This is a genomic window from Teichococcus wenyumeiae (genome assembly GCF_003696345.1).
Taxonomy (GTDB): Bacteria; Pseudomonadota; Alphaproteobacteria; order Acetobacterales; family Acetobacteraceae; genus Pseudoroseomonas; species Pseudoroseomonas wenyumeiae.
The window spans coordinates 116,417-136,378 of the sequence record NZ_RFLX01000004.1 but is presented as its reverse complement, the minus strand read 5'-3'; the positions used below and the strand labels follow the sequence as shown (position 1 = coordinate 136,378).

The following is a 19,962-nucleotide window of genomic DNA, read 5'->3' as shown; positions in this document are numbered from 1 at the left end:
CCCGGCGCGACACTTCGCCTCACCATGTCACATCATCATCTCGATCAGGTCCTCGCCGTGCTCGACGCGGCGCGGGCCGAAACGGAAGCCAGCCTCATCGAGTGGCTGCGCATCCCCAGCATCAGCGCCCAGCCCGTCCATGCGCCGGATTGCCGGCGCGCCGCGACCTGGATGGGCAGCCAGCTCGAGGCGCTCGGCTTCGCCGTCGGGCTGCGCGAGACGCCGACGCACCCCGTCGTCCTCGCCACGCATCCTGGCCCGGGCCCGGATGCGCCGCATGTGCTGATCTATGGCCATTACGACGTGCAGCCGCCGGAGCCGCTGGACCTCTGGATCAGCCCGCCCTTCGAGCCCGCCGTGGTGGACGGCCCGCGCGGCAAGCGCGTGGTGGCGCGTGGCGCGGTGGACGATAAGGGCCAGTGCCTGACCTGGCTTGCCGCCCTGCGGGCCTGGAACACGGTGGCTGGCGGCCCGCCGGTGCGCGTGACGGTGCTGGTGGAAGGCGAGGAGGAAGTGGGCAGCCCCAACCTCGACGCCGTGCTGAAGGCCGAGAAGAACCTGCTGGCCGCCGACGTGATCGTGGTCAGCGACACCAACATGTGGGCGCCCGGCGTTCCGGCCCTGACCGTCAGCCTGCGCGGCATGGTCTATACGCAGATCAACCTGCGCGTCGGCAGCCGCGACCTGCATTCCGGCCTTTACGGCAATTCGGCCGGCAATGCGCTGAACATCCTGACGCGCGTGCTGGGCGACCTAAAGGACGAGAACGGCCGCATCAAGATCCCCGGCTTCTATGACGGCGTGATCGAGCCCGGCGCCAATCAGCGCGCGGATTGGGAGGCACTGAACTTCGACGAAGCTGCCTTCCTGGGCCAGAACGGCCTCTCCGTGCCGGGCGGCGAGAAGGGGCGGGGCGCGCTGGAGCGTCTCTGGGCCCGTCCGACCGCCGATATCAACGGCATCTGGGGCGGCTACATGGGCGAGGGGTCCAAGACCGTCATCGCTTGCGAGGGCCATGCCAAGCTCTCCTGCCGCCTGGTGCCGGGCCAGGAGCCCGAAAAGATCATCGAGGGCATCCGCCAGTTCGTGCAGGAGCGCATCCCGGCCGATGCCAGCTTCGAGCTGCAATGCTTCGCCAGCACGCCGGGCCTTTCCATCCCGACCGATTCGCCGCATCTGGCGGCGGCACGCGTGGCGCTGGAGGAGGAATTCGGCAAGCCGCCCGTGCTGGCGGGCGGCGGCGGCTCCATCCCGGTGGTGGAGAGCTTCAAGCGCATCCTGGGGCTGGACAGCCTGCTGATGGGCTTTGGCCTGGACGACGACCAGGTGCACAGCCCGAACGAGAAGTTCGAGCTGTCCTGTCTGCACAGCGGCGCCCGCAGCCATGCGCGGCTGCTGGCGCGGCTGGCGAAGGGCTAGGCGGCCGCGACCGCCTCCCGGATCGCGGCCAGGGTCTCATCGACCATGGTCGCGGTCACGTCGAGATGCAGGCAGGCGCGGATGCGCCCGCCCAGCATCGAGATCTGGATGCCCTGCATCCGCAGCGTCGCCACCAGCTTGGTGGCGTCGATGCCGGCGCCGGCCGGGTCGAAGAAGACCAGGTTGGTGTCGGGCTCCTCCACCGCCATGCCGGGGATCTGGCGCAGGCCACGGGCCAGCGCCTTGGCATTGGCGTGGTCCTCGGCCAGCCGGTCGATGTGGTGGTCCAGCGCGTGGATGCAGGCGGCGGCGCAGATGCCGGCCTGACGCATCGAGCCGCCGAGCCGCTGCTTCCAGCGCCAGGCGTTGCCGATGAATTCCTCCGAGCCCGCCAGCACCGCGCCCAGCGGCGCGCCCAGGCCCTTGGTGAAGTCCAGCCAGACCGAATCGAAGCCTGCCACCATCTCGGCGGCCGGGATGCCGGAGGCGACGACGGCGTTCATCAGCCGGGCGCCGTCCATATGCGTGGACCAGCCCTGTTCCCGCGCCACGGCCACTACGGCATCCAGTTCCGCCTGCGGCCAGACGCCGCCGCCACCGATATTGGCGGTCTGCTCCACTTCCAGCAGCCGCTGCGGCGGCGCGTAGCGGGTGGCGGGGCGGATGGCGGCGCGCAGCGTCTCGGCGCTGAACATGCCGCGCGCGCCCTGCAAGGGGTTGATCTGCACCCCCGCCAGCGCCGCGTGCACGCCGCCTTCGCTGGAAAGGATATGCGCCGTCTCATGCGCCAGCACTTCCTCGCCGGGGCGGCAGTGGGTCAGGATGGCCACGACATTGCACATGGTGCCGGAGGGCAGGAACATCGCTGCCTCCTTGCCCATCAGCGCCGCCATGCGGTCGCAGAGTTCGTTGACGGTGGGGTCGTCGCCGAACTGCTCGTCACCCACCTCGGCGGCCATCATGGCCTCCCGCATCGCGGCGGTCGGGCGGGTCTGCGTATCGGAATAAAGGTTGATGCGAACGGGCGGTGCGCCGGCAGGAGGGCGGGCGGGAGCATGGACCATGGATGGATAACCTTCGCGCGGTGCGGCAAGGGCCGGCCCGGCCGGCCCGGGGCGGATCAGTCGGACATGTCGCGCCACATATGGAGCGCGGTTTTCACGAGGAAGATGAGGCCCGTCACGACGGTCCCGATCATGAGCGCCGCGCCGAAATAGCCCCAGAAAGCAGCATCATAGGCCGGCAACCAGCTTAACCAGGAGACCTTCTCGCGCAGCACGCGCAAGTTCGGTGCCACCCAGTAGAGGCCAAAGGCGAAGAGGCCGCAGAGGAAGAGGTACTTCAGCATGGCACCGCCATCCTTGCCCCTTCCCGGCATGCCGGCAAGGTTCAGGCTCCGGTGGAAGGCTTCGGCGCTGTCGTGGCCTGTGCGGCAGGCCCGCGGCCGTAGAGGGCCATGGCCCGCCGCTCGAAGCTGCGCACCATCAGGCGCACGGCCTCGTTGAACACCACGCCGATGACGGCCTGCAGCAGGGCGCTGCGGAACTCGAAATCAACAAAGAAATCCACCTCGGTGCCACCCTGCACGGGGTGGAACTTCCAGGTGTTGTTCAGGTAGCGGAAGGGACCGTTCTCGTATCTCACCCGCACTTCGTGCGGCCGGTCGAGCTGCACGCGGGAGCGGAAGGTCTCCCGGAACAGCTTGAAGCCGATGGTCAGGTCCGCCACCAGTTCGGTTTCGTTCTGGCTGATGACACGGGCACCCACGCACCAGGGCAGGAACTCCGGGTAGCGGCGCACATCCGCCACCAGGTCGAACAACTGCTCCGGCGTATAGCGCAGGATGCGCTTCTCGGCATGCGTCGGCATCAGGCCGCGCTGATCCGGGTTGCAGCCTGCAGCTTGGCATTCCGCGCGTCGCGCAGCGCCGCAAAATCCCGGTCCGCGTGATAGGAGGAGCGGGTAAGGGGCGTGGCGGAGACCAGCAGGAAGCCCTTGCCGCGCGCCAGCCGCGCGTAATCCTCGAATTCGGAGGGCTCGACGAAGCGGTCCACGGCGGCGTGCTTCACGGTCGGCTGCAGGTACTGGCCGATCGTCAGGAAGTCGATGTCGGCACTGCGCATATCATCCATCACTTGCAGCACCTCGATCTTCTCCTCTCCCAGGCCGACCATCACGCCGGACTTGGTGAAGATGGACGGGTCCAGCTCCTTCACCCGGTCCAGCAGGCGCAGCGAGTGGAAGTAACGCGCGCCCGGGCGGATGGTCGGGTAGAGCTTCGGCACCGTCTCCAGATTGTGATTGAAGACATCCGGGCGCGCTTCCACCACTACCTCCAGGGCGCCGTCCTTGCGCAGGAAGTCTGGAGTCAGGATCTCGATGGTGGTCTCAGGCGCGGCAAGGCGGATGGCACGGATCACCGCCGTGAAATGCGCGGCGCCGCCATCCTTCAGGTCATCCCGGTCCACGCTGGTGATGACCACGTGCCGCAGGCCAAGCTGCGCCACCGCATCGGCCACGCGGCGCGGCTCATCGGCATCCAGCGCCTTGGGCATGCCCGTGGTGATGTTGCAGAAGGAGCAGGCGCGGGTGCAGATCTCGCCCATGATCATCATGGTGGCGTGACGCTGGGACCAGCACTCGCCGATATTCGGGCAGGCCGCTTCCTCGCACACCGTCACCAGATTGTTGTCGCGCATCAGGTTGCGCGTCTCATGGTAGATCGGGTGCGTCGGCGCCTTGACGCGAATCCAGTCCGGCTTGCGCTTGATCGGGTTGTCCGGCCGATGCGCCTTTTCCGGGTGCCGCAGGGGCTTGGGGGCGCCATCGGCGTTGGACACGGCGCCACCGGCCCGGTGGTCGATCAGGATGCGGGTGGCCATGCGGGAGTCCTGGTCCTCTGCCGGGTGGGTAGAGGGGCCCGGCTGCCTGTCTATAAAGCGGATGCGCCCCGAAAGGCGAGGCGCATCCCCATTCGTCCTTAGATGTGGATCACCCGACCGAAGGCATCAAGCACCGACTCATGCATAGCTTCCGAGACGGTAGGGTGGGGGAAGACGGTATGCATCAGTTCCGCTTCCGTCGTCTCCAGCGTCCGGGCAATGGTGTAGCCCTGGATCATCTCGGTGACTTCCGGGCCCACCATATGGGCGCCCAGCAGCGCGCCGGTCTTGGCGTCGAAGACCGTCTTCACGAAGCCTTCCGGCTCCCCGAGCGCGATGGCCTTGCCATTGCCGATGAAGGGGAAGCGGCCGACCTTCACGTCATGGCCGGCTTCCTTGGCCCGGGCCTCGGTCATGCCCACCGAGGCGACCTGCGGGCGGCAATAGGTACAGCCCGGGATATTGCCGACTTCCATCGGGTGCGGATGCTGGCCGGCGATGGCCTCTACCACGATGATGCCCTCATGGCTGGCCTTGTGCGCCAGCCAGGGGGCGCCGGTCAGGTCGCCGATGGCATAAACGCCATCCTCGCCCGTGCGGCCATATTCATCGGTGATGACATGAGTCCGCTCGACCTTCACCTTGGTGGCTTCAAGGCCGATATTCTCGACATTGCCGACAATGCCAACGGCCGAGATCAGCCGGTCCGCGATGATCTCCTGCACCTTGCCATCCACCTCGACAATGGTGGTGATGCTGTCGCCGTTCTTGCGGACGCCCTGCACCTTGGCGCCGGTCAGGATCTTCATCTTCTGCTTTTCGAAGGACTTCTTCACGAAGGCCGAAACCTCCGCGTCCTCGACCGGCAGGATGCGGTCCATCGCCTCGATCAGCGTGACCTCGGCGCCCATGTTCAGGAAGAAGGAAGCGAATTCGGCACCGATGGCGCCGGAGCCGATCACCACCAGCTTCTTCGGCATGATGTCGGGCGCCAGGGCCTCACGGTAAGACCAGATCAGCTTGCCGTCCGGCTCGATGCCCGGAATGACGCGGGCGCGGGCACCGGTGGCCAGGATGATGTGCTTGGCCTCGATCTCCGCGACCGGCTTGCCATCCTTGGTGACGGAGAGCTTGCCCTTGCCGGCCAGCTTGCCATGGCCATCGAAGACCGTGACCTTGTTCTTCTTCAGCAGGCCCTTCACGCCGGCGGAAAGCTGGCCCGCCACCTGGCGGGAGCGCTTCACCACCTTGGCGAAGTCGTAGCGGATATTGTCCGCTGCGAAGCCATACTGGTCCAGGCTGTGCAGCAGGTGGTTGATCTCGCTGGCCCGCAGCAGCGCCTTGGTCGGGATGCAGCCCCAGTTGAGGCAGATGCCGCCCAGGTGCTCGCGCTCCACCAGCGCCACCTTCATCTTCAGCTGCGCGGCGCGAATGGCGGCGACATAGCCACCGGGGCCACCGCCCACCACAACCAGGTCGAACTGCTCGGCCATGTTCTGCTTGTCCTCGTCAGCCCTGGGCGGCCAGCGCGTGCAGCGCCTCGCCATCAAGGCGTTGATCGGTCCACTCGTTCAGCCCGACCGCGCCGATCCGCCGATAGAAGGCGATGGCCGGCTCGTTCCAGTCGAGCACGCTCCACTCCACCCGGGAATGGCCCTCGGCCACGGCCCGCTTCGCGACATGTTGGAAGAAGGCGCGGCCGATGCCGAGGCGGCGGTGCTCCGGCTCGACGAATACGTCCTCGATCCAGTAGCCGGCGCGGCCGGTGAAGGTGCTGAAGGTCTCGTAATAGAGGCAGAAGCCGACGGGTTCACCGTCGACTTCCGCGATCAGGCCCTGCACCCGCTTGGTGGCCAGGGCGCCGTAGAAATCCTGCTCCGTGGCCTGGGCCTCGTGCCCCAGCTTCTCATACTCCGCCAGGGCGAGCACGAGGCGATGGACCGTCTCGGCATCGCGCGGCCTGGCCTCGCGGATGGAGAAGCTGGGATGCCCCGTCACAGCATCAGGCTCAGCGGGTCCTCGACCACCTTCTTGAAGGCGGCGATGAACTCGGCGGCCAGCGCGCCATCGACCACGCGGTGGTCGACGGAGAGGGTGCAGGTCATCACGGTCGCGATGGCCAGGGCACCGTTCTTCACCATCGGGCGCTGCTCCCCGGCGGAAACCGCCAGGATGCCGGCCTGCGGCGGGTTGATGATGGCCGAGAAGTCCTTCACCCCGAACATGCCCATGTTCGAGATGGAGAAGCCGCCGCCCTGGAACTCCTCGGGCTTCAGCTTGCCGGCTTTGGCGCGGGAAGCCAGGTCCTTCATCTCGCTGGAGATGGCGGCCAGGCCCTTCTGGTCGGCCTTGCGGATGATCGGCGTGATCAGCCCATCCGGGATGGACACGGCCACCGAGATGTCCACGTCGTGGTACTGGATGATCGCGTCATCGGTCCAGGAGGCATTGACGTTCGGGTACTGCCGCAGCACCCGCGCCGCCGCCTTGATGACGAGGTCGTTGACCGAGAGCTTGAAGGCGCCCGGGCCTTCCTTCGGCGCGCGGGCATTGAGGTCGGCGCGCAGCTTCAGCAGCGCGTCGATCTCGATATCCATCGTGACGTAGAAATGCGGGACGGTGGATTTGCTCTCGCTCAGCCGCCGCGCGATCACCTTGCGCATGCTGCTGTTCGGCACGGCGGTATGCGGCGCCGTGATCGTGGGGGCAGGGGCCTTCGGCGCGGGGGCCGGAGCGGCGGCCTGCGGCTGGGTGGAAGGTGCCGCCGCCTGCGGCTGCGCCGCCGGCTTGGGCGCGGAGGAAGCGCCCTCCACATCCGCCTTCACGATGCGGCCATTGGGGCCGGAGCCCTTGATGCCCGAGAGGTCGATACCGGCCTGCTGCGCCATCCGCTTCGCGAGCGGCGAGGCGAAGACGCGGTCGCCGGAAGCCTGCGCGGCCGGGGCCGGCTTGCTCTCCTGCGCCGGCGCGGCCTTGGGCTGTTCCGGGGCGGCGGGCTTGCTCTCCGGCGTCGCTGCCTGCTTCGGCGCCGCCTTGGGGGCGTCGCCGGAAGGAACAGCCTCGCCTTCCTCGACCAGGATGCCGATCGGGTCGTTGACCTTCACGCCTTCCGTGCCGTCCTGCACCAGGATCTTGCCGAGGACACCTTCGTCCACCGCCTCGAATTCCATCGTGGCCTTGTCGGTCTCGATCTCGGCGATCACGTCGCCGGCCTTGACCGCCTCGCCTTCTTTCTTCAGCCAGCGCGCCAGCGTCCCCTCCGTCATGGTGGGGGAGAGGGCGGGCATCAGGATGTTGGTGGCCATCGTCCCGCTTCCTCTTACTTCTTGTAGGTGACGCTCTTGGCCGCGTTGACCACGTGTTCCACGGTCGGCAGCGCAAGCTTCTCAAGGTTAGCCGCGTAAGGCATCGGCACGTCCAGGCCCGCCACGCGCGCCGGGGGCGCGTCGAGGTAATCGAAGGCGTTCTCGATGACCTGCATGGCCACCTCGCCGCCGATGCCGGAGAAGGCCCAGCCTTCCTCGACCGTGACCAGCCGGTTGGTCTTCTTCACCGACTCCACGATGGTGTCGATGTCCAGCGGCCGGATGGTGCGGAGATTGATGACCTCGGCGTCGATGCCTTCCTCGGCCAGCTTCTCGGCCGCCTTCAGCGCCAGACCGACCTCGATGGAGAAGGCGACGATGGTGACGTCCTTGCCCTTCCGCTCGATCTTGGCCTTGCCGATGGGCAGGATGAAGTCCTCGTCCACCGGGCATTCGAAGCTCTGCCCGTAGAGGATCTCGTTCTCCAGGAAAACCACCGGGTTGGGGTCGCGGATCGCGGCGCGCAGCAGGCCCTTGGCATCGGCCGCGGACCACGGCGCCACCACCTTCAGGCCCGGCACATGCGCGTACCAGGAGGCGTAGCACTGGGAATGCTGCGCCGCCACGCGCGCCGCCGCGCCGTTCGGCCCGCGGAACACGATGGGGCAACCGAGCTGGCCGCCGGACATGTACAGCGTCTTGGCGGCGCTGTTGATGATCTGGTCGATGGCCTGCATGGAGAAGTTGAAGGTCATGAACTCGACGATGGGGCGCAGGCCAGACATCGCCGCGCCCACCGCCATGCCGGTGAAGCCGTGCTCGGTGATGGGGGTATCCACCACGCGCCTCGGGCCGAATTCGTCCAGCAGGCCCTGGGAGATCTTGTAGGCGCCCTGGTACTGCGCGACTTCCTCGCCCAGCAGGAAGACGTTCTCGTCGCGGCGCATCTCGGCGGCCATGGCATCGCGCAGCGCCTCGCGCACCGTGATGCTCTTGGTCTCGCCCCACTCGCGCTCGGGTTCCGGCGTGGCAGCCTTGGTCTCGGCCGCGGCGCCCTCGTTGCGCGCGGTGCCGCGCGCGGCGACGGCGCCGGAGTCCTCGGCGTCCTTGGCCACCTGGCCGGTTTCACCACCAGCGCGGGTGGCATTGGAAACCGGCTGCTCCGGCCCCTGGCCGGCATTCTGGCTGTCGCCGCCATCCAGCTCGGCGATGGCGGAGTTCACCTGCACGCCCTCGGTGCCTTCGGCGACCAGCAGCTTGGTGATCTGACCCTCGTCGACGGCTTCCACTTCCATGGTCGCCTTGTCGGTCTCGATCTCGGCGATCACGTCACCGGCGGCGACGGTGTCGCCTTCCTTCTTCAGCCACCGGGCCAGCTTCCCCTCCGTCATGGTCGGGGAGAGGGCGGGCATCAGGATCGTCGCACCCATCTCAGCGGGCCTCCAGCAGAACGTCGGTCCAGAGTTCGCTCTCATCCGGCTCGGGCGAGGTCTGGGCGAACTCGGCAGCATCGGCCACGATGGCCTTGATCTCGTCGTCGACCTTCTTGATCTCGGCCTCGTCCAGGCCGCCGTCGAGCAGGATCTTGCGCACGCTCTCGATAGGGTCGTGCAGCTCGCGCATCTTCTGCACTTCCTCGCGCGTGCGGTACTTCGCGGGGTCGGACATGGAGTGGCCGCGGTAGCGGTAGGTCTTCATCTCAAGGATGTAGGGGCCGTTGCCGGCGCGGCAGTGTTCCACCGCCCGCTGCCCGGCCTCACGGACCGCCTGCACGTCCATGCCGTCCACCTGCTCACCCGGGATGCCCCAGGGCGCACCATCCTTGGAGCGGTCCTTGGAGGCGGAGGCGCGCTCGGCACTGGTGCCCATGCCGTACTTGTTGTTCTCGATGATGTAGACGACCGGCAGCTTCATCAGGGCGGCGAGGTTGTAGCTCTCGAAGACCTGGCCCTGGTTGGCGGCGCCGTCACCGTAGTAGGTCAGGCAGACCGTGCCGTCGTTGCGGTACATGTCGGCAAAGGCCAGGCCGGTGCCCAGTGACACCTGCGCGCCCACGATGCCATGGCCGCCGTAGAAACCCTTCTCGCGGCTGAACATGTGCATGGAGCCGCCCTTGCCCTTGGAATAGCCGCCGGAACGCCCGGTCAGCTCCGCCATGACACCGCGGGATTCCATGCCGGTAGCCAGCATATGGCCATGGTCACGGTAGGAGGTGATGACCTGATCGCCCGGCTGAAGGCACATCTGCATGCCCACGACCACGGCTTCCTGGCCGATGTAGAGATGGCAGAAGCCGCCGATCAGGCCCATGCCATACAGCTGGCCTGCTTTTTCCTCGAACCGTCGGATCAGGAGCATGTCGCGATAGGCCTGGAGCAACTGCTCCTTTGAAAGGCCATTCGTGCCCGGGGAAGGCGCCGCCTTGCCGCGACGCTTGGTGGTTGCCGCTTCAGCGCCCTGAACCATACGGCTGCTCCTGCAAATTGGCCGCGCCGCGCGATATTGGCGGCGCCGCTGCACGCAGATACGTGGCCGCTGGCTTGACTGCAAGCATCAGGCATTCGCTAAGTCATTGATGCTGCGCTGCAATAGCGATATTAACCGTATTTAGGTTAAAGACAAAGCCAAGTCTTGTATAAGATATCTTATGGTGAAGTGAATGAAACTCTGAAGCCTTACGAAGCCGTGATTGTTTGTGTGCCTATGAATTGCGGGGCCCCAGGCCCCCGCACACTGCGGTGCTATTCGCCCCCGACGACACGCCCTGAACAAGGATTGTGGCCCAGCCAATAGCAAAGCTCGGCAGGGCGGTTGACCTGGAACAACGCCAGATCGCAACGCAGCCCCGCCCGCAAAAGACCCCGGTCTTCCAGCCCCAGGGCCGCCGCGGCGTGGCAGGTGACGCCGAGCAGTGCTTCTTCCACCGTCAGCCGGAAGAGAGTGCAGCCCATGTTCAGCATCAACAACAAAGACCGCGCTGGCGATGAACCCGGGTTCATATCGGTGGACAATGCCATGCGCACGCCCGCCTGCCGCATGGCGGCGATATCCGGGTGCCGGGCTTCGCGCAGGAAGTAGGTTGCGCCGGGGAGCAGCACCGCCACGGTGCCAGCCTGGGCCATGGCGCGCAGCCCCTCGGCACTGGCATGCTCCAGATGGTCGGCGGAAAGCGCGCCATGTGCCGCCGCCAGCGCCGCGCCGCCCAGGTCGGACAACTGGTCCGCATGGAGCTTCACCGGCAGGCCAGCGGCCCGCGCCGCCGCGAACACCACCGCTGTCTGCGCTGGCGAGAAGGCAATGGTTTCGCAAAAGGCATCCACCGCATCAGCCAGCCCGGCGGAAGCGGGGATGATCTCCTCCGCGACATACTGGGCGTAAGCTGCGGCGCCGCCGGCAAAGTCGGGTGGCACCGCATGGGCCGCCAGCAATGTGGTGACGACCTGCACGCGCTCGGCCTCGCCCAGGCGGCGCGCGACGCGCAGCATCTTCAGCTCGCTTTCCAGCTGCAATCCATAACCGGATTTAATTTCAACGGTGGTGACGCCTTCCGCCATCAGCCCTTGCAGGCGGGGCAGGGCGCTGTTGAACAACTCCTTGCTGCTGGCCGACCGTGTGGCGCGCACGCTGGAGAAGATCCCGCCGCCGGCACGGGCGATCTGTTCATAGGTCGCGCCCGCCAGCCGCTGCTCGAACTCGGCGGCGCGGTTGCCCCCGAAGACCAGATGGGTGTGGCAATCGATCAACCCGGGCAAAATCCAGGCGCCGGCACAATCCACCGTCTCGGTGGCTTGCCCGGGCAGGTCCGCCCGCCGGCCGACCCAGGCGATGCGCCCATTCCTGGACGCCACCGCGCCATCTTCGATGATGCCGAGGGGAGCCGCCGATGGGCCATCCATGGTGGCGAGATGCGCGTTGAGCCACACCCGGTCGAACATCGGCTTCAGATCCCCTCGGCCAGTTGCGCGAAGGCGCCGCGCTCCACCAGCCGCTTCACGGCGGCGATGTCCGGCGCCATCAGGCGGTCCTCGTCCCAAGGCGCCGCCTGCTCCCGCACCAGCGCCAGTGCCGCCTCCAGCACCGGGGAGGACGTGAGGGGGCGGTGGAAGCCAATTCCCTGCGCCGCCGCCAGCAACTCGATCGCCAGGATGCCCGCGGTATTGTCCGCCATCTCCACCAGCCGCAGCGCGGCGCCGGTGGCCATGCTGACATGGTCTTCCTGGTTGGCGCTGGTCGGCAGACTGTCCACGCTCCGGGGATGCGCCAGGGACTTGTTCTCGCTGGCCAGGGCCGCCGCCGTGACCTGCGCGATCATGAAGCCGGAATTCAACCCGCCCTCCCGCACCAGGAAAGCCGGCAGGCCGGACAAGGCCGGGTCCGTCAGAAGCGCGATCCGCCGCTCCGCCAGCGCGCCGATCTCGGCCACGGCCAGGGCGATATTGTCGGCCGCGAAGGCCACAGGCTCCGCATGGAAATTGCCGCCCGAGAGCACCTCGCCCTCCGCCGTCACCAGCGGGTTGTCGGTCACGGCATTCGCTTCCCGCTGCAGCACCTGGGCCGCGTGGTCGAGCTGGTCGATGCAGGCACCCATGACCTGCGGCTGGCAGCGCAGGCAATAGGGGTCCTGCACGCGCGTGTCGCCGGTGCGGTGGCTCTCGCGGATGGCGCTGCCTTCCAGCAGGTTCCGCAAGGCCGCGGCAGCTCGGATCTGGCCGGGTTGGCCACGCAGCGCGTGGATGCGCGGGTCGAAGGGCGTATCGGAACCACGCGCGGCATCCACGCTCATGGCGCCGGAGGCGAGGGCGGTCCGCAACAGCATGCGCGCCGTGAAAAGTCCCGCCAGGGCCAGGGCGGTGGAAACCTGCGTCCCGTTCAGCAGGGCGAGCCCTTCCTTCGGCCCGAGGGCCAGTGGCGCGATTCCGGCGCGGCGCAGGGCCTCGGCACCCGGCACCACGGCGCCGCCCACCATCGCCTCCCCTTCACCGATCAGCACCAATGAAAGATGCGCCAGCGGCGCCAGGTCTCCCGAGGCGCCGACGGACCCCTTGGCAGGAATGGCCGGCAGCACGTCGGCGCGCAGCAGCGCCAGCAGCGCCTCGATCACGACAGGCCGCACCGCTGAGGCACCACGCGCCAGCGACATCGCCTTCAGCGCCAGGATCAATCGCACCACCGGCGCCGGCAGCAGGGCGCCGGTGCCGGAAGCATGGCTCCGCAGCAGGTTCAGTTGCAACTTCGCCAGATCGGCGCTGCCGATCCGCTGGCTCGCCAACTTGCCGAAGCCGGTGTTGACGCCATAGAGCGCCTCCCCCTGCTCGATGCGTTTCGCCAGCGCGCCGACGGAGGCCTCCACCGGCGCCTGCCAGCCAGCGGGAAGGTCCAGCACTTCCCCTTGCATGATGGCCTGGAGGTTCTCCAGGCTCGCGGAACCGGGTGCGACAATCATGCCGCACCGCCGATCATCGGCAGGTCCAGGCCGAATTCACGCGCGCAGTCGATGGCGATGTCGTAGCCGGCATCGGCATGGCGCATCACGCCTGTCGCCGGGTCATTCCACAGCACGCGCTTCAGCCGGCGGGCGGCATCCGGCGTGCCGTCCGCCACGATCACCATGCCCGCATGCTGCGAGTAACCCATGCCAACGCCGCCGCCATGATGCAGCGAAACCCAGGTGGCGCCGGACGCGGTGTTCAGCAGCGCGTTCAAAAGAGGCCAGTCGGACACAGCATCCGTTCCATCCCGCATGGATTCCGTCTCCCGGTTGGGAGAGGCGACGGAGCCGGAATCGAGGTGATCGCGGCCGATCACGACGGGTGCCGACAACTCGCCCTTCGCCACCATCTCGTTGAAGGCGAGGCCAAGGCGGTGCCGCTGCCCCAGCCCCACCCAGCAGATGCGCGCCGGCAGGCCCTGGAAGTGGATGCGCTCCTGCGCCATGTCGAGCCAGCGGTGCAGGTGCTTATCCTCCGGGATCAGCTCGCGCACCTTGGCGTCGGTTTTGCGGATATCCTCCGGATCGCCGGAAAGCGCGGCCCAACGGAAGGGCCCGATGCCGCGGCAGAACAGCGGCCGGATATAGGCCGGCACGAAGCCCGGAAAGCCAAAGGCGTCGGACAGGCCTTCATCCTTGGCCATCTGGCGGATGTTGTTGCCGTAATCCAGCACGGCGCTGCCCATCTTCTTGAAATCCAGCATGGCCTGCACATGCGCCACCATGCTGCGCTTGGCGGCGGCGGCCACGGCGGCCGGGTCGCTCTGCCGCTTGGCCTCCCATTCCTCAAGCGTCCAGCCGGCGGGCAGGTAGCCGTTGGCGGGATCATGCGCGCTGGTCTGGTCCGTCACGATATCGGGGACCACGCCGCGCTTCACGAGTTCCGGGAAGATCTCTGCCGCATTGCCAAGCAGGCCGACGCTGATGGCCTTCTTCTCGTCGCAGGCGCGGCGGATGATGGCCAGTGCCTCATCCAGGTTGTCCGCGCGCTGGTCGAGATAGCCGGTCTCCAGCCGCTTCTCGATGCGGCTGGGCTGGCATTCCACGGCCAGCACGCAGGCACCGGCGAAAACGCCGGCCAGCGGCTGCGCGCCGCCCATGCCGCCCAGGCCGGCGGTGAGGATCCAGCGGCCTGAAAGGTCGCCGCCGAAATGCTGCCGGCCGGCTTCGGCGAAGGTCTCGAAGGTACCCTGAACGATGCCCTGGGTGCCGATATAGATCCAGGAGCCCGCCGTCATCTGGCCATACATCATCAGCCCGGCACGATCGAGCTTGGTGAAGTGCTCCCAGTTGGCCCAGTTCGGCACCAGGTTGGAATTGGCGATCAGCACGCGCGGCGCATCGGCATGGGTCTCGAAGACGCCGACCGGCTTGCCGGATTGCACCAGCAGCGTCTGCGTCTCCGTCAGCCGCTTCAGCGTGCCGACGATGGTCTCGTAGCTCTTCCAGTCCCGCGCGGCGCGGCCAATGCCGCCATAGACGACCAGTTCGCCAGGGCGTTCGGCGACCTCGTCGTCCAGGTTGTTCATCAGCATGCGCATCGCCGCCTCGGTGGTCCAATGGCGGGCGGTCAGTTCGGCGCCGCGTGGCGCGCGAATGGCGGGGGCGTTGCGGAAACGATCCTGCATGGGTCTGCTTCTTTCAGCGCAAGGCGCCGCCGAGGCGGTAGCGGCTTCCGGGATGGGTCAGCCAGGCCCGCGTCGCCACCAGGCGCCGCGACCAGGTGCGGCGGTGGATCAGCAGGCATGGCTCGTCAGGGGCGATGTCCAGCGACGCGGCGGCCGTGGCATCAGGGCGGATGGCCTCCACCACATGCTCCACGCGCTCGGCCGGCGCGCAGGCCATCAGGTGGGCATAGGGCGTGGTGCGGGTGAAATCCTGGTCCAGGTAGTGCGGCGCGATCAGCGGATTCACCAGCCGGTCTTCCATCTGCACCGGCACGCCGTTCTCCAGATGCACGACGCGGCTGTGGAAGAGGGAGCTGCCTTCGGGCACGCCGAAGGCGACGGCCAATTCAGCATCCGCGAGGCGGCGGCCCAGTGCCTCCACCCGCGTGCCATGGGCATGGCCGCGTTCCGCGATTTCCATCGCGATATCGCGCAGTTCCAGCAAGGCCGATTGCGGCGGCCCGCTGGCGACAAAGGTGCCGACGCCCTGCACGCGCTTCAGCAGCCCCGCATCCGCCAGCTCCCGCAGAGCCCGCCCGACGGTGACGCGGGAATGGCCGGTCAGGCGGACCAGCTCGTTCTCGGAGGGAACACGATGCTCGGCCGACCATTCGCCACTGCGCACGCGATCAAGGATGAAGCTCTTGATCTGCTGGTAACGAGGGGCGGTGGGGTCGGGATCCGGCTGCGCCATGCCCGGCATGCTGGTTGTATTGACAACCTTCGTCAACCTGAAAAGATGCTTCCATTGCAAGACGAGGAGCCCCCGCCATGCCGCGATTCCACGCCGCCCAAGCGCTGCTGCCGAGCGGCTGGGCCCGTGATGTGCTGGTGGAGGCGGATGACACCGGCACCATCCTGGCGGCCTCGCCGGGAAGCCCGGCCGCGGATGCGGTGAGGCTGCCGGGGGTGGTGATCCCCGGCGTGCCGAACCTGCATTCCCATGCCTTCCAGCGGGCCATGGCCGGGGTGGCGGAGCGCCGTTCCCCGCCCGATGCCCGGGATGCGGAAGGCGGCGAGAATTCCTTCTGGACCTGGCGCCAGACCATGTACCGCTTCGTGGGGCGCATGACGCCCGAGGATGCCGAAGCCGTGGCCGCGCAGCTTTACGTCGAGTGCCTGGAATGGGGCTTCACGAATGTCGCCGAGTTCCACTACCTGCACCATCAACCGGACGGCACTCCCTATGCCGCGCCGGCCGAAATGGCGCTGCGGCATCTGGAGGCGGCGCGGCAGGCCGGCATCGGCATCACCTTGCTGCCAAGCCTCTACCGCCATGGCGGCATCTTCGGGAAGGAGCCGGCACCCGGCCAGCGCCGCTTCCTGAATGACCTGGATGGCTTCTGGCGTATCGTCGAGGATATCCGCTCCGCCACTGCCGGTGATGCGCAGGCCGGGCTTGGCCTCGCGCCGCATTCCCTGCGTGCGGTGACCCCGGCCATGTTGGCAGACCTCGCTTCCTTCCAGGGCCCCATCCACATCCACGCCGCCGAGCAGTTGCGCGAGGTGGCGGAATGCGAGGCCGCAACCGGCGCCCGGCCGGTGCAGTGGCTGCTGGACCATGCGCCGCTGGATGCCCGCTGGTGCCTGATCCACGCCACCCACATGGCCGATGCGGAAGCCACGGCTCTGGCCGCGACCGGCGCGGTGGTGGGACTATGCCCGACCACCGAAGCTTCGCTGGGCGATGGCGTCTTCAACTATCCAGCCCACGCGAAAGCGAATGGCCGCTTCGGTTTCGGGACCGATAGCCATGTCGGCACTTCGCCGCGCGATGAGATGCGGCAACTCGAAACCAGCCAGCGGCTGGCCCGGCATGTCCGCTCCGTCGCCACGGATGCCACCCGTCCTCATCCTGGCCGGAACCTGCTGGAGGCGGCCCTGGCGGGTGGGGCGCAGGTCAGCGCGCGCCCCATCGGCACCATTGCGACCGGGCAGCGCTGCGACCTTGTGGAACTGAACCCTGATCACCCGGCCCTGGCAGGCCTCGCGGGCGATACCCTGCTGGATGCCTGGGTCTTCAATGGCCAGGGCAACCCGGTGCGCTCGGTGATCGTTGGCGGCCATGAGGTTGTGAGGGAGGGCCAGCACATCAGGCGCGACAAGATCCTTGCCCGGTTCCGCACCACCATGGCGGCCCTGTCGGCATGACGCCCACCATCCGTACCGCCGGTGCCGCCGAACTGGCCGTCATGGCCGAATGGGCGACGCAGGAAGGATGGAATCCCGGCCTCGCCGATGCCGCGGCCTTTCTTGCCGCTGATCCTGAAGGCTTTCTGCTGGCTGAGGATGCCAGCGGCAGGCCGGCGGCCTGCATCTCCGCCGTGCAGCAGGGCGAGGGCTTCGGCTTTATCGGCTTCTATATCGTGAGGCCCGATCTGCGGGGGCAAGGGCTTGGCATGGCGCTCTGGCGGCAGGCGATGGCGCGCCTTGCCGGGCGGGTGATCGGGCTCGATGGCGTGGTGGCGCGGCAGGCGGATTACAGCCGATCCGGCTTCCGCACCGCATGGCGGAATGTCCGCTACGCGGCGCGGCCCAGCGCCGTTGGCGGCGGGCAGGGGGTGGTGGTGCCGGCTGCCGGCCTGCCTTTCGAGGCTGTTTCCGCCCTCGATGCCTCTGTGCTGCCAGCGCCGCGCGAGAACTTCCTGCGGCCCTGGCTCAGTGCTCCGGGCCATCGGGCTCTGGCGGTTCTGCGGGATGGCGTCCTCACCGGCTTTGGCGTGCTGCGTCCCAGCCGCGATGGCGCGCGCATCGGCCCCCTGACCGCAGCCGATGCGCCGAGTGCCCGTGCCTTGTTCGATGCCTTGATCGAGGGCCAGACCGGCCCTGTCTTTCTCGACCTGCCGGAGGCCAATGCCGCGGCGGTGGCCCTGGCGGAAGCCGCGGGCATGAAGCCGGTCTTCGAAACCGCCCGCATGTATGCGGGCCAGGCCCCGGCCATTCCCCTGGAACGAGCCTTCGGCCTGGCCAGCTTCGAGCTGGGCTAAGGCGGCGCCTCAGCCGCCGGCGGCAACGGCCTCGGCTTTGCGCATCAGGCGCAGGAAGTTGCCGGACCAGAGCAGGCCGATCTCCTCCGCGCTGTAGCCGCGCCGGGCCAGCTCGGCCGTCAGGCTGGCGGATTCCGCAGCGCTGCGCCAGCCTTCCACGCCGCCGCCGCCGTCGAAGTCGGAGGAAAGGCCCACATGCGTGATGCCAATACGTTTTACCGCATAATCAACATGATCGATGATGTCGCTCACCTTGGCGCGGAAGCGGCCGTCAGGGTCGGCATTGCGCAGGAAAGCGGGCACGGCGGTGATCTGCACCAACCCGCCGGACGCCCGAAGCGCATCCAACTGGTCGTCATCGAGGTTGCGCGGATGGTCGCGCAGGGCGCGGCAGCAGGTATGCGTCGCCACCACCGGGGAGCGGGACAGTTCCACCGCCTGCATCATGCCGCTCTTGGCCACATGGGAGACATCCACCAGGATGCCCAGAGCGTTCATCTCCGCGATGGCGGCGCGGCCGAATTCCGAAAGGCCGCCGTGCAGCGCCGGGGCATCGCCCAGTGCTGCCAGGGGAATGGCGGAATCGGACAGCAGATTGTGGCCGTTGTGCGTGAGGGTCAGGTAGCAGACGCCCAGGCCGCGCCAGAGCGCCAGCCGGGAAAGGTCCTCGCCCAGGCCATAGCCGTTCTCCACCGCCAGCAGCACGGCGGTATCGCCCGCCTCGAAGGCGGCTTCCACATCGGCGGCACGGCTGCAGATGCGGCGGCCCGCGCCGGCGGCTGAAGCGCGGATGGAGCGCAGCATGGCCTCGGCGCGGGTGGCGGCCTCCTCATGCGACTGCGGCGTGCGGGGGCCCTGGGGCAGGTAGGCGGCGAAGACCACCGCATTCAGCCCGCCCGCCACCATCTTGGGGTAGTCCACGCAGCGCGTGGTCTCGCCGCGCGGGTCGGGCGGCGAGGGCCAGGGGATATCGACATGCGTATCCAGGCTGAGCGTGGCGGCGTGCAGGGCAGTGCTGTCGGTCATCCGGGCGAGGTCCAACGGGAGTTCAGTGCACCAAACTTCCCGCCAGCCGCGCCCTCGTCAACTGCCCCGTCCCGGCACTTACCGCAGGGCTGCGGTGACGCGGGCCAGCATCTCCGGCAAGGCCGCGGGGTTCAGCCAGCGGAAGACGCCCACCAGGTCATGCGCCGGGTCCACCCAGATGACGTTGCCGCCGGCACCCTGGGCGAAGAAGCTCTCGCGGCTGGCGCCGGGGTAGCGGCCCTGGCCGTTCAGCCACCACAGCAGGCCGTAGTCCTTGTTGAGGCGCGATGGCGCGGTGCAGGCGGCCACCCAGCCCTCCGGCAACACGCGGCGGCCGTCCCAGACGCCGTCCTGAAGCATCAGCTGGCCGATGCGGGCCTGATCCTCGGCATGCGTCACCACGCCGCCGCCCCAGTGCCCGCCGCCGGAGACGGAAGGCATCCGCTGCCCGTCGATTTCCACGAAGCTGGTGGAATAACCCTCCCAACGCCAGTCCTGGCTGGCGCCGATGGGGTTCATGATCCGCTCGGCGAAGACGTCCGGCAGCGGCCGGCGGAAGCGGTGCAGCAGGGCCAGAGCCAGGGCATTGACGCGGACATCGTTGTATTCCCAATGCTGGCCGGGGGTGGCCAGCGGGCGGTCGATGCCCTTAGGGCCGCTGCCTTCGCGCCGCAGGTCACGGCCACGGTCGATGCGGTCCGCCTTGCCGAAAAGCGTGCCTTCCCACTCGCTGGTCTGGTCCAGCAGCATCCGCCAGGTGATGGCACCGTTGCGCGGGCCGGCGAAGGCGGCATCCGTGACGCTGGCGGACACCGGCGCGTCGAGGTCCTGGATCAGCCCATCGCCCAGCGCCAGCCCGGCCAGCAAGGCCAGATAGCTCTTCGCGACGCTGAAGGTCATGTCTGCCTGGCGTGTATCGCCCCAGCGCACCACCGTCTGGCCGTGGCGCATCAGCAGGCCGTTGAGGGGGCCACGGGGCGAGACCGAGCCGAGGACGGCGTTGTCCGGCGCCGGCTCGAAATAGCCGGCTTCCAGATGCGCGAGCAGGTCGCGGGGGAAGGGGGAGTCGTTTGCCTCGGCGAAGGCCACGGCGTCGGACAGGGCGGCGGCGTCGAAGCCAGCCAGGGCGGCGTCGGAGGAGGAAGTCATCATGCCTGCCACGGTGGCGCTCAAGGCTGCCGCCGGCAA

18 protein-coding genes are annotated in these 19,962 nt (G+C 68.0%); 3 read left to right on the top strand and 15 right to left on the bottom strand.

From position 1 onward, the window contains the following. Nucleotides 1-24: 24 nt before the first annotated feature. Nucleotides 25-1,419 (top strand): dipeptidase, encoded by a 1,395-nt coding sequence (locus EBE87_RS07925; RefSeq protein WP_120636458.1) that lies wholly within the window; start codon nucleotides 25-27, stop codon nucleotides 1,417-1,419. On the opposite strand, the gene EBE87_RS07920 is transcribed toward EBE87_RS07925, so the two are convergent. The 13 genes from EBE87_RS07920 to hutC all read right to left on the bottom strand — a co-directional run bounded on the left by EBE87_RS07920 (nucleotide 1,416) and on the right by hutC (nucleotide 15,455). Beyond that, nucleotides 1,416-2,483 carry a threonine aldolase family protein gene (locus EBE87_RS07920; protein ID WP_120636457.1) on the bottom strand — a complete coding sequence of 356 codons (1,068 nt, stop codon included), beginning with the start codon at nucleotides 2,481-2,483 and terminating at the stop codon, nucleotides 1,416-1,418. The genes EBE87_RS07925 and EBE87_RS07920 overlap by 4 nt on opposite strands. A gap of 56 nt (nucleotides 2,484-2,539) precedes the next feature. Next, the gene (locus EBE87_RS07915) at nucleotides 2,540-2,767 is read right to left on the bottom strand and encodes a hypothetical protein (RefSeq protein ID WP_120636456.1); all 228 of its coding nucleotides are present in this window, start codon (nucleotides 2,765-2,767) and stop codon (nucleotides 2,540-2,542) included. A 41-nt stretch (nucleotides 2,768-2,808) separates the two neighbouring features. Then, the gene (locus EBE87_RS07910) at nucleotides 2,809-3,288 is read right to left on the bottom strand and encodes a type II toxin-antitoxin system RatA family toxin (RefSeq protein WP_120636455.1); all 480 of its coding nucleotides are present in this window, start codon (nucleotides 3,286-3,288) and stop codon (nucleotides 2,809-2,811) included. After that, nucleotides 3,288-4,301, bottom strand: coding sequence for a lipoyl synthase (lipA, locus tag EBE87_RS07905; protein WP_120636454.1), 1,014 nt, complete (start codon nucleotides 4,299-4,301; stop codon nucleotides 3,288-3,290). The genes EBE87_RS07910 and lipA overlap by 1 nt, the downstream gene beginning before the upstream one ends. 98 nt (nucleotides 4,302-4,399) lie before the next feature. After that, a complete protein-coding gene (gene lpdA / locus EBE87_RS07900) occupies nucleotides 4,400-5,794 on the bottom strand; it encodes a dihydrolipoyl dehydrogenase (protein WP_120636474.1) in 1,395 nt (464 codons plus the stop codon). A gap of 16 nt (nucleotides 5,795-5,810) precedes the next feature. Continuing rightward, a complete protein-coding gene (locus EBE87_RS07895) occupies nucleotides 5,811-6,299 on the bottom strand; it encodes a GNAT family N-acetyltransferase (RefSeq protein ID WP_120636453.1) in 489 nt (162 codons plus the stop codon). Continuing rightward, nucleotides 6,296-7,606, bottom strand: a complete 1,311-nt coding sequence (locus EBE87_RS07890) for a pyruvate dehydrogenase complex dihydrolipoamide acetyltransferase (RefSeq protein WP_120636452.1) — start codon at nucleotides 7,604-7,606, stop codon at nucleotides 6,296-6,298. Before EBE87_RS07890 ends, EBE87_RS07895 begins: the two co-directional genes overlap by 4 nt. A gap of 14 nt (nucleotides 7,607-7,620) precedes the next feature. Then, nucleotides 7,621-9,036, bottom strand: a complete 1,416-nt coding sequence (locus tag EBE87_RS07885) for a pyruvate dehydrogenase complex E1 component subunit beta (RefSeq protein ID WP_120636451.1) — start codon at nucleotides 9,034-9,036, stop codon at nucleotides 7,621-7,623. 1 nt (nucleotide 9,037) lies between these two features. Continuing rightward, the gene (pdhA, locus tag EBE87_RS07880; protein ID WP_120636450.1) at nucleotides 9,038-10,072 is read right to left on the bottom strand and encodes a pyruvate dehydrogenase (acetyl-transferring) E1 component subunit alpha; all 1,035 of its coding nucleotides are present in this window, start codon (nucleotides 10,070-10,072) and stop codon (nucleotides 9,038-9,040) included. Between the two features lie 275 nt (nucleotides 10,073-10,347). Continuing rightward, entirely contained in the window at nucleotides 10,348-11,541 is a 1,194-nt protein-coding gene (gene hutI, locus EBE87_RS07875) for an imidazolonepropionase (RefSeq protein WP_199707042.1), read from the bottom strand. A gap of 5 nt (nucleotides 11,542-11,546) precedes the next feature. Next, nucleotides 11,547-13,049: a histidine ammonia-lyase gene (gene hutH / locus EBE87_RS07870; RefSeq protein WP_120636449.1), complete on the bottom strand. Its 1,503-nt coding sequence runs from the start codon at nucleotides 13,047-13,049 to the stop codon at nucleotides 11,547-11,549. Beyond that, complete coding sequence (hutU, locus tag EBE87_RS07865; RefSeq protein ID WP_120636448.1) at nucleotides 13,046-14,722, bottom strand: urocanate hydratase; 1,677 nt, start codon at nucleotides 14,720-14,722, stop codon at nucleotides 13,046-13,048. Before hutU ends, hutH begins: the two co-directional genes overlap by 4 nt. Before the next feature lie 13 nt (nucleotides 14,723-14,735). Continuing rightward, on the bottom strand, nucleotides 14,736-15,455 hold the full coding sequence (gene hutC, locus EBE87_RS07860; RefSeq protein WP_199707040.1) for a histidine utilization repressor: 720 nt from the start codon (nucleotides 15,453-15,455) through the stop codon (nucleotides 14,736-14,738). Nucleotides 15,456-15,532: 77 nt separating this feature from the next. On the opposite strand from hutC, the gene EBE87_RS07855 reads away from it, so the two are divergent. Both EBE87_RS07855 and EBE87_RS07850 read left to right on the top strand, forming a co-directional pair. After that, nucleotides 15,533-16,912 (top strand): formimidoylglutamate deiminase, encoded by a 1,380-nt coding sequence (locus EBE87_RS07855; protein WP_120636447.1) that lies wholly within the window; start codon nucleotides 15,533-15,535, stop codon nucleotides 16,910-16,912. Then, nucleotides 16,909-17,748: a GNAT family N-acetyltransferase gene (locus tag EBE87_RS07850; RefSeq protein WP_120636446.1), complete on the top strand. Its 840-nt coding sequence runs from the start codon at nucleotides 16,909-16,911 to the stop codon at nucleotides 17,746-17,748. Before EBE87_RS07855 ends, EBE87_RS07850 begins: the two co-directional genes overlap by 4 nt. A gap of 9 nt (nucleotides 17,749-17,757) precedes the next feature. Here the strand turns inward: EBE87_RS07850 and EBE87_RS07845 are convergent, their stop codons facing one another. Further along, nucleotides 17,758-18,774, bottom strand: a complete 1,017-nt coding sequence (locus tag EBE87_RS07845; protein ID WP_120636445.1) for a dipeptidase — start codon at nucleotides 18,772-18,774, stop codon at nucleotides 17,758-17,760. Nucleotides 18,775-18,852: 78 nt separating this feature from the next. Beyond that, entirely contained in the window at nucleotides 18,853-19,947 is a 1,095-nt protein-coding gene (locus EBE87_RS07840; protein WP_233552966.1) for a serine hydrolase domain-containing protein, read from the bottom strand. Nucleotides 19,948-19,962: the final 15 nt, after the last annotated feature.